Here is a 13,656-nt window from a genome sequence, read left to right as displayed (position 1 = left end):
GAGACGCAACCGTAAAGGGTCTGCTGACTTGCACAAGCCTGCGGTTTCTTGCGCCCGCCTGGGGATGATGCTGCTACACCACCCGGGGGGACGGGCCCCCTGACATCTTACATCTCTGCCACAGGAGTGGCCCCGACCACGTTCCAGCTCCTGCGTTGAAAGTTCGTCGAGCCGATACACCGACCTCAGCCCGGCTCATGCCGAGGAAATCCTGCGAGTCCCCAGGGGTCTGGCAACGCACGAAGCCACGGGGCAGCGGCCGACCCCAGGACGGGCGTCAGGCCCCCCAGGGCGCCAGCCATCATCTCAGCCGGTCTCACCGACCAGCCTCCACCATCATCGATTTTGGGTAATAATTGGGTAAGTTCCAGCAGCGGAACACTAACCCACTGATGCGCTTGGCGTCCCCTACGGGATTCGAACCCGTGTCGCCGCCGTGAAAGGGCGGTGTCCTAGGCCTCTAGACGAAGGGGACGAGGCGAGGGCGTCTTGATATCGGGGTTGGGGGGGAAAATCAAGCTGCTTCAGCGAGTCCGTCATCGTGCCGGGGCGGCGTCGTCGACCACCAGTTGAACGTTGGTGTTGCCCTGCCAGGTATCGACCCGTAGCGTGCCGGCCAGGTGGACGGCCGAACCTTGCGCGCGCAGCAGGAAATGGCCCAGTTCCGAATCGGCCGAGCGGAAGGCGATGGCCTTGCAGCGCTGGCCGCCGGACCCGGCCAGGATCAGGCGGACATGGCCCGATCCGACCACGTCCGCCTTGACGATGCGGGCGGCGACCACGGCGAAGCGGGGTTCGGGGTTGGCGGCGCCGAAGGGGCCGACCTGTTTCAGGGTTTCGACCAGGGCCGGGGTGCAGCCGGCCACGTCCAGCGCGCCGTCCAGTTCCAGCACCGGCACAAGCTCGCCGGCGATCTGGGCGCTCAGGCGCTCGGCGACGAAGGCGCGGAAGTCGGGCAGGCGGTCGCGCGCCACGGTGAAGCCGGCGGCCATGGCGTGGCCGCCGCCGGCCTTGAGGATGCCGGCCTGGCGCGCCGCGATCACCGCCGCCCCCAGGTCGAGCCCGGCCACCGATCGGCCCGAGCCCTTGCCCTCGGCGCCTTCCAGCGCCACCACGCAGGCGGGGCGGTTGTAGCGTTCCTTCAGCCGCCCGGCGACGATGCCGATCACCCCGGGATGCCAGTTCTCCCCGGCCGCCAGCAGCAGCGGCAGGCCGTCGTCGGGGCTGCCCTCCACCTGCTCGATGGCCTCCAGCAGCACCGCCGCCTCGATCTCCTGGCGGTCGCGGTTGAAGCCGTCCAGCTGCCGGGCGATGTCGGCCGCCTCGCCCGGGTCGTCGCTGGACAGCAGCCGGGTGCCCAACGCCGCCTCGCCCACCCGTCCGCCGGCATTGACCCGGGGACCCAGCACGTAGCCCAGGTGATAGGCGTCGGGGCGTTCCTTGATACCGGCGACGTCGGCCAGGGCGGCCAGCCCGGCATTGCCGCGCCTGGCCATCACCTTCAGGCCCTGCGCCACCAAAGCGCGGTTCACGCCGGTCAGCGGCACCACGTCGCAGACGGTGCCCAGCGCCACCACGTCCAGCCATTGCAGCAGATCGGGGGCGGGGCGGTTCCGGTACCAGCCGGCAGTCTTGAGGTCGCGGTTGACCGCCACCGCCAGCAGGAAGGCCACCCCCACCGCCGCCAGGTGGCCGTGCGGGCTGTCCTCGTCCAGGCGGTTGGGGTTGACCAGGGCGTAGCATTCGGGCAGCGCGGGCTCGGCCTCGTGGTGATCGACGACGATGATCTCCAGGCCGGCCGCGGCGGCGCCGGCCAGCGGGGCGTAGGCGGTGGTGCCGCAATCCACCGTCACCACCAGCCCGATTCCCTCGTCCTTCAGGCGCAGCAGGGCGGGCAGGTTGGGGCCGTAGCCCTCGGCGATGCGGTCGGGGATGTGGACCCGAACGGTGGCGCCGGCGGCTTCCAGGAACAGCTTCAGCAGCGCCGACGAGGTGGCGCCATCGACGTCGTAATCGCCGAACACGCCGATGGTCTCGCCGGACTGGACGGAAGCGGCGATGCGCCGCGCCGCCTTGTCCATGTCCTTGAGGTGGCCGGGATCGGGCAGGAAGGCGCGCAGGGTGGGGGACAGGAAGTCGGCGGCGTCGTCCAGCCCGACGCCGCGCGCCGCCAGCACCCGGCCGATGACCTCGGGCAGGCCCAGGCGCTGCGACAGGGTCAGGGCCAGCCGCTCGTCGCCGGCCGCCGCCTGCCAGCGCCGCCCGGTCAGCGACCGCTCGACCCCCAGGAAGGGCTGAACGGGGGCAGGGGCGGGGGGCAGGGCGGTCATGCCTGCTGGTGCAGCCTCGCGCTGCGCTCGAAATCGTGGCGCGAGGAGAGATGGCGGACGGTGCCGGTGCTGGAGCGCATCACCAGCGAATGGCTGAAGGCGCCGCCGGGGAACAGGCGCACCCCCTCGAGGATGTGGCCGTCGGTGATGCCGGTGGCGGCGAACATGACGTCGCCGCGGACCATGGCGTCGATGCCCCACTTGGCGCTGGGATCGGCGATGCCGGCGGCGCGGGCGCGCGAGCGCTGGTCTTCGCTGCGCACCACCAGGCGGCACTGCATCTGGCCGCCCAGGCATTTCAGCCCGGCGGCGGCGAGCACGCCCTCGGGCGCGCCGCCCGAACCCATGTAGAGGTCGATGCCGCTGTCGGGCAGGGCGGCGGCGATGGCGCCCGAGACGTCGCCGTCATCGATCAGCACCACCCGCGCTCCGGCCTCGTGGACGCGGCCCAGCAGGTCGCCGTGGCGCGGCCGGTCGAGCATGCACACCACCAGATCGGCGATGCCGACGCCCTTGGCCTCGGCGACCCGGGCCAGGGTGGTCTCGGGCGCGTCGTCGAGGTCGAGGATGCCGTCGGGCAGGCCGGGGCCGGCGGCGAGCTTCTCCATGTGGATGTCGGCGGGCACCTGCAGGAAGGCGCCGCGTTCCGAGGCGGCCACCACCGACAGGGCGTTGTGGCTGCCCTTGGCGCAGATGGTGCTGCCCTCCAGCGGGATCAGCACCACGTCCAGGTGCGGCCCGTTGCCGTCGCCCACCGTCTCGCCGGCGTGCAGCGGGCGGTCGGTCTCGGAGCCGGCGCCGTTGACGATGCGGGCGTCCATGGCCAGGGAGTTCAACGCCTCGCGCATGGCCTGGGCGGCGGCCTGATCGGCGGCGCGCTCGTCGCCGCGGCCCATCCAGCGCGAGGCGGCCAGGGCGCTGGCCTCGGTGACGCGCACCACCTCGAGGGCGAGATTGCGGTCCAGGGCCCAGGGCGGCGGCACGAAGATGCGGTTGGGCATGCGGTCTCGTCCCCTAAAGCGCTTCGATGCGGATCAGGCGCGGCGGCTCGGCCACCGCCGGCAGGGCGGCGATGCGGTCGATGGCGCGCATCATGGCGGCCTCGTCGGTCTCGTGCATGGTCATCACCACCGGCACCACCTCGTCCGGGGCGCGGCCGCGCTGGATGATCTGTTCCATGGAGACCTTCTCGTCCCGGAGCGCGGCGGCGATGTCGGCGAAGACGCCGGGCTCGTCGCGCACCATCAGCCGGATGTAGAAGGCGGAATGGTGGGACCCGGACGACGCCTTGGGGCGCTCGGCCAGGGCCGCCACCAATACGCCGAAGGTCGGCGTGGTGCGGCCGCGGGCGATGTCCATCAGATCGGAGACCACCGCCGAGGCGGTCGGGCGGGCGCCGGCGCCGCGGCCTTCCAGCACGGTGCGGCCGACGAAGTCGCCCTCGGTGACCACCGCGTTGAAGACGCCGTTCACATGGGCCAGCGGGAACGACAGCGGCACCATGGCGGGATAGACCCGGGTCTCCACCGCGCCGTCCTCGCCCATCTGGGCGACGCCCAGCAGCTTGATGCGGTAGCCCAGCTCGTCGGCATAGCGGATGTCCAGCGCCGAGACGTGGCGGATGCCCTCGCACGACACCCGGTCGATGTCCACCGGCATGGCGAAGGCCAGGCTGGCCAGGATGGCCAGCTTGTGGGCGGTGTCGATGCCGTCGATGTCGAAGCCGGGATCGGCCTCGGCATAGCCCAGCCGCTGCGCCTCGGCCAGCACGTCGGCGAAGTCGCGGCCCTGATCCCGCATGGTGGTGAGGATGTAGTTGCAGGTGCCGTTGAGGATGCCCATCACCTTGGTCACCCGGTTGCCGGCCAGGCCCTCGCGCAGGGACTTGATGATGGGGATGCCGCCGCCCACCGAGGCCTCGAAGCCGATGGCGGCGCCCTTGTCCTCGGCCAGGCGGGCCAGCTCGACGCCGTGATGGGCGATCATCGCCTTGTTGGCTGTGACCACCGAGCGGCCGCGGCCCAGGGCGGTCTTCACCACCTCCAGGGCGATGCCGCCGGCGCCGCCGATCAGTTCCACCAGCACGTCGTAATCGGCCTCGGCGGCCATGGCGCGGGCGTCGGCGAAGAACGGCACGCCGTCCAGCGGCAGATCGTCCGGCTTGGCCAGGGCGGCGCAGGCGACCAGCTCGAGCTTGCGGCCGGCGCGGGCCTCCAGCAGCGCGGCGTGGTCGTGCAGCAGTTGCACGGTGCCGCCGCCGACGGTGCCCAGGCCGGCGATCGCGATCCTCAAACCCTTGCTCATGATGCCACCGCCCTTTTCTTCTCGGACTCTTCCAGGACCTTGTCGTAATTGCCCAGGAACGACTTGATGCTGCGCACCGCCTGGCGGGTGCGATGCCGGTTCTCGACCAGGCCGATGCGGACGAAGGCATCGCCGTACTCGCCGAAGCCGATGCCCGGGGCCACCGCCACCTGCGCCTCGCGCATCAGCAGCTTGGAGAATTCCAGCGAGCCGAGATGGGCGAAGGCCGGCGGAATGGGGGCCCAGGCGAACATGGTGGCGGGCGGGCTGGGGACCTCCCAGCCGGCGGCGTGCAGGCCCTCGATGAGGACGTCGCGCCGCTCCTTGTACATGGCGCGGATCTCGTCGACGCAATCCTGCGGCCCGTTCAGCGCGGCGGCGGCGGCCACCTGGATGGGGGTGAAGGCGCCGTAATCCAGGTAGCTCTTGATGCGCGACAGCGCGCCGATCAGCTTCTTGTTGCCGGCGGCGAAGCCGATGCGCCAGCCCGGCATGTTGTAGGTCTTGGACATGGAGGTGAATTCCACCGCGATGTCCTTGGCCCCCGGCACCTGCAGGATCGAGGGCGGCGGTGCCACGTCGAAGTAGATCTCGGAATAGGCCAGGTCGGACAGGATCCAGATGCCGTGGTGGCGGCAGAACTCCACCACCTGGCCGTAGAAGTCGAGATCGGCCAGCAACGCCGTCGGATTGCTGGGATAGTTCAGCACCAGGGCGATGGGCTTGGGCACCGAATGGCGGACGGCGCGGTCCAGCGCCCGCAGGAACTCGGCATCGGGGGTCACCGGCACGTAGCGGCACGAGCCGCCGGCGATGATGAAGCCGTAGGGATGGATGGGATAGCTGGGATTGGGCACCAGCACGATGTCGCCGGGGCTGGTGATGGCGTTGGCCAGGTTGGCCAGCCCCTCCTTGGAGCCGAGGGTGACGATGCATTCCGATTCGGGGTCGATGTCGACGGCGAAGCGGCGCTGGTAATAGCCCGACAGCGCCTTCCTCAGGCCGGGGATGCCGCGGCTCATGGAATAGCGGTGGGCACGCGGGTTGCGGGCGGCTTCCACCAGCTTCTCGACGATGTGGGCGGGGGTGGGCTGGTCGGGATTGCCCATGCCGAAATCGATGATGTCCTCGCCGGCGGCGCGGGCGCGCGCCTTCATGGCGTTGACCTCGGCGAAGACGTAGGGCGGAAGCCGCTTGATGCGGTGGAATTCGTTGTCGCTGCTCATGACGCCGATCTCTTCACTCGCCTTCGGGGCGCAGCGCCGCGGGAAGATGGGCCGGACACGGCCCGGCGGCAGGCCCGGAAAGGGCCATATCTAGCGCGCCGGGGGTTAAGAATCGATATCTTTTTAGGTAGACCGGGCGCCGCCAGGGCAACCCCTGGGCCGCGCCCGAGGCTGGACGAAGCAGGGCGGCCGGGCAAGCGCGCGGGAAGGCGGGAGGACTTAATCTCCCACCCGCTTGCGGCACCCCCAGTCGGCCAGCACCGCATTGGTGGCCTCCAGCACGAAGTGGCGGGCCGAATCGGCGTCGTAGCCCTCGGCCAGCAGCTGGTCGTACTCGGTGTGCAGGTGGCGCACATGGGCGGTCAGCGACAGCCAGGCGGCGGCCTCCGGCGAGGCCTTGGCGAGGCCGGGCGAATCGACGGCATGGTCGAGGATGGCTCCGCGCTCGAAGTCGGGCACCAGCGGCGCGATGCGGCGCAAGGCCTCGGCGATCAGGCCGCGCCGGGTGGTCACATCACGTCGAGGAAGACCTGCGCGCCCGCTCCGCCCATGGCGGCCACCGAGGGATCGGCGCCGACCATGATCTTGGCCGCCGGCACGCCGCGCTTGTTGAGCTCGCGCGCCACCGCGTTGGCACGGTCCATGGAGGCGTCGAGGCCGCCCATCAGCTGGGTCACCGCGTCGTTCGAGAAGCTGGGTGTCGGCGCATGGCCGAGGACGCGGATGACTCCGCCGGTCTGGCGATAGAGCCGCGCCACCTCGGCGATGGAGTCCATGTCGGCGCGGGTCAGGCGCGCGGTGCCGCCGTTGAAGTCCAGCGCCGCCACCTGGAAGCTGGCGGCCGGGCCGCTCTGCACCGGCAGGGGCGCCGCCATGCCCTTGCCGCCGCCGCCACGCTGGCGGGCGGTGGTGGGGGGCACCAGATGGATGGGGGCGTCGTCGTAGCCGCGCGCGGCGGCGACCGGCTGCGGCATGTCGACCATGCCGGCGGCGCTCAAGGTCTGCTGGCCGGATTCCGCCAGCCGCCGTTCGTACTGGGCCTGCAGTTGCTTGGGCCGGCCGGCGCGGTTCGGCATCGGCACCGTCTCGGGGATGTCGGCGCGCGGCGGCGGCGTCATCGACAGCTGGGCCGGAGATTCGGGCAGGCCGGCGGTGCGGGCGGCGGGCTGCGCCTGGCCGGGTGCCGATGTGCGCGGGGCCTGCGCCCCCGGTGCGGGCGATCCCGCCGGCGGCAGTTCGGCGGCCTGGACCGCCGGCTTGGGCGGCACCGCCGCCTGCGGCACGGTGACCGGCTGGGTGGCCCCCGGTCCCGGCGCGGCGGCCGCCATCTGGGTATCGGCGGCAGCCGGCGTGCGGCGGGCCAGCGGCCGGGTCGGCGTCACCTCGCGGCGCACCGGCTCGGCGTACTGGCCGCCGCGGTCGGCGACCAGCGCCTTGGGCAGCTCGGCGCGGGCCGTGGCGGTGCGGGCGGGAACCGTGTTGACGTCGGGACGGTCGGCGGTCTTGACCGGCACCGGGCTGGCGACCTCGGGGCGCTCGCGCCCGGTCACCATGTCGCTGGCGCCCTTGTACCACTCGATGGGATTGATGGCGTCGGGCACCGACGAACAGGCCGACAGCGTGGCGGCCAGGGCAAGCGCCTTCGCCACGGCCAGGACGTTAGCGACACTGAAACGACACCGCAGTCCGAAGCGACGCACCATGGTTCCGACACCACCCCTGATGAAGACCCCTGTTGCACGACCGGATTTCGTGCCAAGTTCACGTTTATCAGGCCGCCGATCGAAAGTATATAGGTTGTCGAGGCCGGGACGATGGAGGGGAATACCCCCCCTGACCCTTCGGCACAGATCGGGACTGTTATTGTCGAAAGAAGTGCGCTCGGGGTAACAGCGCACCGCAACGAGGAATGGACATGGCCGAAGAGATGGGTGCTGACATCAAGCTGATCGACCCCGCCGAGCTGTCCAAGGCGATGACCGGAATCGCCGAGCGCAGCCAGCGGATCGTCACCGAGTTCCTGGCCCGCCAGGCCGCCGATCCGACCCCGCATTCGTTCGATCCGTTGAACATCGGCAACGCCTTCATCGAGATGACGGCGCGCATGATGAGCGACCCGGCCAAGCTGATGGAAGCCAACCTGTCGCTGTGGAACGACTACATGTCGCTGTGGCAGAACACCGCCCGCCGCCTGATGGGCGAGACCACCGAGCCGGTGGCCAAGCCCGAGGCCGGCGACCGCCGGTTCAAGGACGAGATGTGGGAGGAGAACGAGATCTTCGACTACATCAAGCAGTCCTACCTGCTTTCGGCCCGCTGGGTGCAGGGCGTCGTCAACGACGTCGAGGGTTTGGACGGCCATTCGGCCCAGAAGGTCGATTTCTACACCCGCCAGTTCGTCGATGCCATGGCGCCCTCCAACTTCGTGATGACCAATCCCGAGGTGCTGCGCGCCACCGTCGAATCGGGCGGCGAGAACCTGATCAAGGGGCTGAACAACCTGCTCGACGACCTCGAGCGCGGCAAGGGCCAGCTGTCCATCCGCATGACCGATTACGACGCCTTCAAGGTCGGCGAGAACATCGCCGTCACCCCCGGCAAGGTGGTCTTCCAGAACGACCTGATGCAGCTGGTGCAGTACACGCCGACCACCGAGACGGTGCTGGAGCGGCCGCTGATGATCGTGCCGCCGTGGATCAACAAGTACTACATCCTGGATCTGCGCCCGAAGAACAGCTTCATCAAGTGGGCGGTGGACCAGGGCCACACGGTGTTCGTCATCTCATGGGTCAATCCCGACGAGACGCTGGCCGCCAAGTCCTTCGCCGACTACATGAAGGAAGGCCCGCTGGCGGCGCTGGACGCCATCGAGAAGGCCACCGGCCAGAGCAGCGTCAACGCCGTCGGCTATTGCCTGGGCGGCACCCTGACGGTGTGCACCCTGGCCTACCTGACCGCCAAGGGCAAGGCCGACCGCATCGCCTCGGCCACCCTGTTCACCACCATGACCGACTTCAACGAGCCGGGCGAGCTGGGCGTCTTCATCGACGAGGAGCAGCTCTCCGCCCTCGAGGAGAAGATGAGCGGGGCCGGCTTCCTCGACGGCCGCGACATGGCGATGACCTTCAACATGCTGCGCGCCAACGACCTGATCTGGTCGTTCGTGGTCAACAACTACCTGCTGGGCAAGGACCCGTTCCCGTTCGACCTGCTGTACTGGAACTCGGATTCGACCCGCATGCCGGCGGCCATGCACAGCTTCTACCTGCGCAAGATGTACCAGGAGAACCAGCTGGTGGTTCCCGGCGGCATCGTCCTGGACGGCGTGGACATCGACCTCGCCACCATCAAGACGCCCATCTACATGCTGTCCACCCGCGAGGACCACATCGCGCCGTGGAAGAGCACCTATGCCCTGACCCAGAACGTCTCGGGGCCGGTCAAGTTCGTGCTCGCCGCCTCGGGCCACATCGCCGGCGTGGTCAATCCGCCGGCGGCGGGCAAGTACTGCTTCTGGACCAACAGCCGCAAGGTGAAGAACCCCGACACCTGGCTGAACGGCGCCAAGCAGGAGGAAGGCTCGTGGTGGCCGGACTGGCAGGCCTGGTCCTCCAAGGGGGTCAAGCAGGTGCCGGCGCGCCAGCCCGGCAGCGGCAAGCTGAAGGCCATCGAGGACGCCCCCGGCGCCTATGTGAAGCACCGCGTGGTGTAGTAAGTTCTCCCTCCCCCCTCCCTTTCTCCTTCCCCCTCGTGGGGAGGGCCGGGGTGGGGGGATGCCGCCGTCTGCACAAGCGGCCGCCAACCCCGCCCCCGACCCCTCCCCATGAAAGGAGAGGGGGGTTTTCCCCTTTATCGGCATATTTTCCTTGCAGCCCCCTGCGTTCCGGTGCTATAAGAACAAACAACGAACTTACCGGAGGCCAGTCATGGGCAGCTTCACCCAATACATTCCGATGGCCCTGCAGGCGGCGAGCAGCGTCGCCGGCGGCATGGCGCAGCAGCAGCAGGCCAAGGCGTCGGCCCAGGCGCAGCAGCAGCAGATGGATCTGCAGAACCAGATGCTGATGCAGCAGCACGAGCAGCAGGCGCGCCAGCAGCGCGACCTGCTGAAGCGCCAGATGGCGACGGCGCGGGCCTCCCTGTCGGCCGGCGGCATCGGTTTCGCCGGCGGCTCGGGCGGGGCGCTGCTGGAAGGGCTGACCCGTCAGACCGCCAGCGACCTGGCCGACAGCGCCGCCACCACCCGCCTGCGCTATCAATCCATGTTCCCCGCCCAGGACAGCGGCGGCGGCGGCGGCCTGGCCGGATTGCAGCAGGGGCTGGGCATGGCCCAGCAGGGGTTCGAGCTGTTCCAGTCGCTGCGCGGCGGCAAGTAGACCATGTTCCGTTCAAACGGAACGTGGTCTGATTGTTTAGCCCTCGCCGGGCGGGCACGTTCCGCGCCCTTGGCCCTACCTCCTCCGCGCCGTCCGTCGCCCCTGCCAATCGGTACCCCTGCTTGCCATATGGCCGGGGATGGGATCACCGACGGAGGGTAGCATGCTGTACTGGGCCGCCGTCTTCCTGATCATCGCCGTTGTTGCCGCCGTGTTCGGCTTCGGCGGCGTCGCCAGCACCGCCGGCGGCATCGCCCAGGTGCTGTTCTTCATCTTCCTGGTGCTGTTCGTGGTGTCCATCGTGGTCGGCCTGTTCCGCGGCCGCCGACCGCCGCTTTGACCGTGGCGTCCGGAACGGGCGGCGGGTTACGCCGCCCGTTCCAGCACCGCGGCGAAGAAGCCGTCGGTGCCGTGGGCCAGCGGTGACAGGCGCAGGTAGGGGCCGGTGACCGGGCATTCGGTGCCGACCAATGCCGGCCACAGATCCGGCACCGGCCGCACCGTGTATTCGGGGTGGGCGGCCAGGAACCCTTGCATCTGGGTCTCGTTCTCCTCGGCCAGCACCGAGCAGGTGGCGTAGATCAGCCGTCCGCCCGGCTTCACCAGCCGCGCCGCGCTGGCCAGGATCACCCGCTGGCTTTCCATCAGTTCGGCCAGCGTCTGTTCGGTCAGCTGCCACTTGGCATCCGGGTTGCGCCGCCAGGTGCCGGTGCCGGTGCAGGGGGCGTCCACCAGCACCCGGTCGAACGAGGCGGCCGAGCGCTTGATCCACTTGTCGGCGGCGCCTTCGATGACGCGGCGGCTGACGTTGTGCACGCCGGCGCGGCGGAAGCGCTCGCCGGCCTTGTCGACCCGCCACTCGGCGACGTCGCAGGCGACCAGCCGGCCCTTGTTCTCCATGGTGGCGGCCAGGGCCAGGGTCTTGCCGCCGGCCCCGGCGCAATAGTCGCACACCGCCATGCCGGGGCGGGCCTCGGCCAGCAGCGCCACCAGCTGCGACCCCTCGTCCTGGATCTCCACCAGCCCGTTCCGCCAGGCCTGCATCTGCACCATGGGGGCGCGCTCGGCCAGGCGCAGGCCCAGCGGCGACCATCGCGTCGGGCGCGGATCCAGCTTGTCGGCGCGCAGGGCGGCCACCGCCTCGTCGCGGGTCGCCTTCAGGGTGTTGACGCGCAGATCCAGCGGCGCCTCGTCGCGCATGGCGCCGACCTCGCGCACCATGGCCTCGCCCCACAGCGCCTCGAGGCGCGGCGTCAGCCATTCGGGGAACTCGCCCCGCACCCAGGCGGGCATGTCGCGGTGGAACAGGTCCTTGCCCCGCAGCGCCTCCATCATGCGCTTTTCCTCGCGGCCGGGCGGGGCGGCGGAATGGGGGCCCTGGAACAGCTCGGGCTCCGCCGCCTGGCCCGACAGGGCGAGGTCGGCCAGCACCCGGGCGCGGGACTCGACGGGGAAATCCAGGTGCTCCAGCCACCAGCCGATGCGCGCCTTGCGCCGCAGCACCCGCCACACGATGTCGGCGACGGCGCGGCGATCCTTGGCGCCGATGTAGCGCCGGCCCTTGAAGTAGAACGACGCCACCTGGTCGGCCGGCCGCGCGTTGCCCTCGATCTCGTCCAGCAGATCGATGGCGGCGGACAGGCGGGCAGCGGGGGTCATGGCGGAATCCGGGCAGAGGAGCGGGCCGACGACCCTAGGCGGTTCCGGCGGGCATGGCAACAGGCGGGGAGAACCCGGCCACCGAACCCGGTGTTTCATCCTTCACCCGATGCGCAAGAGGCAGGAGACCGGAATGACCGAACAGCGGGTCGTCGTGATCACCGGGGCGTCGGCGGGGGTCGGCCGCGCCGTCGCCCATGCCTTCGCCCGCCAAGGCGCCGCCATCGGCCTGATCGCCCGCGACGGCGGCGCCCTCGACGACGTGCGCCGGGAGGTCGAGCGCCTGGGCGGGCGGGCGCTGGTCCTGGCCGCCGACGTCGCCGATGCCGACCGGGTCGAGGATGCCGCCGGCCGAGTCGAGGCCGAATTCGGCCCCATCGACGTCTGGGTCAACGCCGCCATGGTGACGGTGTTCGCCCCGTTCGACGCCATCACCCCGGCCGAGTACCGCCGCGCCACCGAGGTCACCTATCTCGGCTATGTCCACGGCACCATGGCCGCGCTGAAGCGCATGAAGCGGCGCGACCGGGGCGCCATCGTCCAGGTCGGCTCGGCCCTGGCCTACCGCTCGATCCCGCTGCAGGCGCCCTATTGCGGCGCCAAGGCGGCCATCCGCGCCTTCACCGATTCGCTGCGCTGCGAGCTGCTGCACGACCACAGCCGGGTGCGCCTGACGGCGGTCCACCTGCCGGCGGTCAACACCCCGCAATTCGACTGGGCGCTGGCCCGCATGCCCGGCCGGCCGCGCCCGGTGGCCCCGGTCTACCAGCCCGAACTGGCGGCCGAGGCCATCGTCTGGGCGGCGCAATCCGGGCGGCGCGAGGTGCTGCTGGGACCGGCGACGGTGGCCGCCATCTGGGCCGAGAAGTTCGTCCCCGGCCTGCTCGACCGCTACCTGGCGCGCACCAACTACCAGGCCCAGCAGCGGCCGCAGCAAGTGCCGCCCGGCGCGCCGGCCAACCTGTTCCACACCGTCCCCGCCCTGCACCGCACCCACGGCGCGTTCGACGGCGAGGCGCAGCGCCACAGTCTGCAATGGACGCTGTCCCGCCATCGCTTCTGGCTGGCGGCGGGGGTGGTGGCGCTGGGGGCGGCTTTCCTGGTCGCCGGAGCGCTGGGCGGGCCGGCTCAGGCGCCGCGCAGGAAATACAGCGCCACCACCCCGCCGCAATAGGTTGCCAGCACCGCCCAGGAATCGTAGCCCAGGCGCAAAAGGCTGCGGTCCGAGCGCTCGATCAGGCCGGCCAGGTAGATGGCGGTCACCACCATGCCGATGAAGGCCTGGCCGATGCCGGTAATCGTCGCGATGCGGTCGAGCGCCGCCACCAGCCGCGCCCCGGCCACCCACACCAGTCCGGCGCAGGCCAGGAACACGGCGCCGTTGACCCAGGGCGGCAAGGCCTGGAAATCGGGCATCCGGTTCCCCTTTCACGGACAGGCGGAGACGAACACCACCGGCAGGCCGGCCCACAGGATCGCCACCAGCGACAGCCCGGCCAGGGCGGCGGCGAAGAACGACGTCCGGGTCCCGGCCGGTCCGGCGCGGGCGCGTCGCAGCTCGCGCCCCACAATCCAGCCGGCGCCCAGCGCCGCGGCCAATGTGAGGCCGACGACGGTCGGGGCGGCGACCCCGCCGGCCCCGCGCGCGCAGGCCACCGCCGTCACGCCGTAGACCAGGCCGAGATGGGCCGCCCACAGCGCCGGCCCGGCGCCGATACGGAGAAGGCCGGAGAAGAAGCGGCGGTCGGTCTCTGCCATCCT

General features: G+C 70.6%; 13 protein-coding genes and 1 tRNA gene. 4 read left to right on the top strand and 10 right to left on the bottom strand.

All coding sequences use genetic code 11. From position 1 onward, the window contains the following. Positions 1 to 399 precede the first annotated feature (399 nt). From MTBUT4_RS01750 to MTBUT4_RS01720, 7 genes are all read right to left on the bottom strand, one after another. Positions 400 to 475, bottom strand: a tRNA-Glu gene (locus MTBUT4_RS01750). Between the two features lie 61 nt (positions 476 to 536). Next, positions 537 to 2,330 (bottom strand): single-stranded-DNA-specific exonuclease RecJ, encoded by a 1,794-nt coding sequence (gene recJ / locus MTBUT4_RS01745; RefSeq protein WP_173977939.1) that lies wholly within the window; start codon positions 2,328 to 2,330, stop codon positions 537 to 539. Beyond that, positions 2,327 to 3,331 (bottom strand): class II fructose-bisphosphatase, encoded by a 1,005-nt coding sequence (gene glpX / locus MTBUT4_RS01740; protein ID WP_173977938.1) that lies wholly within the window; start codon positions 3,329 to 3,331, stop codon positions 2,327 to 2,329. Before glpX ends, recJ begins: the two co-directional genes overlap by 4 nt. Before the next feature lie 13 nt (positions 3,332 to 3,344). Next, positions 3,345 to 4,634 carry a homoserine dehydrogenase gene (locus tag MTBUT4_RS01735; RefSeq protein WP_173977937.1) on the bottom strand — a complete coding sequence of 430 codons (1,290 nt, stop codon included), beginning with the start codon at positions 4,632 to 4,634 and terminating at the stop codon, positions 3,345 to 3,347. Next, positions 4,631 to 5,860, bottom strand: coding sequence for an LL-diaminopimelate aminotransferase (locus tag MTBUT4_RS01730; RefSeq protein WP_173977936.1), 1,230 nt, complete (start codon positions 5,858 to 5,860; stop codon positions 4,631 to 4,633). The genes MTBUT4_RS01735 and MTBUT4_RS01730 overlap by 4 nt, the downstream gene beginning before the upstream one ends. A 219-nt stretch (positions 5,861 to 6,079) precedes the next feature. Beyond that, positions 6,080 to 6,373 (bottom strand): DUF2293 domain-containing protein, encoded by a 294-nt coding sequence (locus MTBUT4_RS01725; protein WP_173977935.1) that lies wholly within the window; start codon positions 6,371 to 6,373, stop codon positions 6,080 to 6,082. Beyond that, the gene (locus MTBUT4_RS01720) at positions 6,370 to 7,509 is read right to left on the bottom strand and encodes an OmpA family protein (RefSeq protein ID WP_173977934.1); all 1,140 of its coding nucleotides are present in this window, start codon (positions 7,507 to 7,509) and stop codon (positions 6,370 to 6,372) included. Before MTBUT4_RS01720 ends, MTBUT4_RS01725 begins: the two co-directional genes overlap by 4 nt. 266 nt (positions 7,510 to 7,775) lie before the next feature. Here MTBUT4_RS01720 and MTBUT4_RS01715 point away from each other — a divergent pair, with 266 nt between their 5' ends. The 3 genes from MTBUT4_RS01715 (at position 7,776) to MTBUT4_RS01705 (ending at position 10,576) form a co-directional block, all read left to right on the top strand. After that, positions 7,776 to 9,572 carry an alpha/beta hydrolase gene (locus tag MTBUT4_RS01715; RefSeq protein WP_173977933.1) on the top strand — a complete coding sequence of 599 codons (1,797 nt, stop codon included), beginning with the start codon at positions 7,776 to 7,778 and terminating at the stop codon, positions 9,570 to 9,572. A 214-nt stretch (positions 9,573 to 9,786) separates the two neighbouring features. Next, complete coding sequence (locus tag MTBUT4_RS01710; RefSeq protein WP_173977932.1) at positions 9,787 to 10,236, top strand: hypothetical protein; 450 nt, start codon at positions 9,787 to 9,789, stop codon at positions 10,234 to 10,236. Between the two features lie 163 nt (positions 10,237 to 10,399). After that, complete coding sequence (locus MTBUT4_RS01705; RefSeq protein WP_173977931.1) at positions 10,400 to 10,576, top strand: DUF1328 domain-containing protein; 177 nt, start codon at positions 10,400 to 10,402, stop codon at positions 10,574 to 10,576. A gap of 26 nt (positions 10,577 to 10,602) precedes the next feature. Here the strand turns inward: MTBUT4_RS01705 and MTBUT4_RS01700 are convergent, their stop codons facing one another. Next, complete coding sequence (locus tag MTBUT4_RS01700) at positions 10,603 to 11,895, bottom strand: RsmB/NOP family class I SAM-dependent RNA methyltransferase (protein WP_173977930.1); 1,293 nt, start codon at positions 11,893 to 11,895, stop codon at positions 10,603 to 10,605. A gap of 133 nt (positions 11,896 to 12,028) precedes the next feature. Between MTBUT4_RS01700 and MTBUT4_RS01695 the strand changes: the two genes are divergently transcribed. After that, the gene (locus MTBUT4_RS01695; RefSeq protein WP_173977929.1) at positions 12,029 to 13,069 is read left to right on the top strand and encodes an SDR family oxidoreductase; all 1,041 of its coding nucleotides are present in this window, start codon (positions 12,029 to 12,031) and stop codon (positions 13,067 to 13,069) included. Here the strand turns inward: MTBUT4_RS01695 and MTBUT4_RS01690 are convergent. Both MTBUT4_RS01690 and MTBUT4_RS01685 read right to left on the bottom strand, forming a co-directional pair. Next, positions 13,024 to 13,311: a hypothetical protein gene (locus MTBUT4_RS01690; RefSeq protein ID WP_173977928.1), complete on the bottom strand. Its 288-nt coding sequence runs from the start codon at positions 13,309 to 13,311 to the stop codon at positions 13,024 to 13,026. The genes MTBUT4_RS01695 and MTBUT4_RS01690 overlap by 46 nt on opposite strands. A gap of 12 nt (positions 13,312 to 13,323) precedes the next feature. Next, positions 13,324 to 13,653 carry a hypothetical protein gene (locus MTBUT4_RS01685; RefSeq protein WP_173977927.1) on the bottom strand — a complete coding sequence of 110 codons (330 nt, stop codon included), beginning with the start codon at positions 13,651 to 13,653 and terminating at the stop codon, positions 13,324 to 13,326. Positions 13,654 to 13,656 lie beyond the last annotated feature (3 nt).

It is taken from the genome of Magnetospirillum sp. UT-4 (assembly GCF_902729435.1).
GTDB lineage: Bacteria > Pseudomonadota > Alphaproteobacteria > Rhodospirillales > Magnetospirillaceae > Magnetospirillum.
The sequence above is the reverse complement of the archived record's forward strand: the minus strand, read 5'-3'. Positions and strand labels throughout refer to the sequence as shown.